Source organism: Caballeronia mineralivorans PML1(12) (genome assembly GCF_001028175.1).
Lineage (GTDB): Bacteria > Pseudomonadota > Gammaproteobacteria > Burkholderiales > Burkholderiaceae > Caballeronia > Caballeronia mineralivorans.
Genome location: NZ_AEJF01000292.1, coordinates 1 through 403 on the forward strand (window position 1 = coordinate 1; position 403 = coordinate 403).

Genomic DNA, 403 nt, shown 5'->3' on the forward strand with positions numbered 1-403 from the left:
CGCTGAACATGAAATACTACGTGCATTCAGGACATTACTGGATTCAGAAAGTGATCGTTTTCAGCCTTCCGCCTGGCAGAAATTTATTCAGCAATTAAATACCTGGAACATGGAGGATGTCGATCAATTACGCTGGCCGCTGTGTGCAATCGCCATAGAAGCGCGATATCTTTCATTAAATTGTGCTTCTTTGCTGGCAGAGCGTTTGAACTGGCATTCATTTAATGACAGCGAAGGAATGGATGAGGAAGAAAGGGAGGCTTTTCTTGAGGCCATTCAGGCTGGTGATTGTTTCGATTTCCTTAGCCTTCTGGAATATCCCATTGCGTTGCAGAACCAGACTGTTGAGTATTACTTCGCGCTGGAACGTTGCTGCCGTTACCATCCTGACTATGTCACTGCG

1 pseudogene is annotated in these 403 nt (G+C 45.7%); it reads left to right on the plus strand.

What is annotated here, in order from left to right:
- Positions 1-403 (plus strand): annotated as a pseudogene (gene djlC / locus EOS_RS45440) (co-chaperone DjlC); the annotation flags it as partial.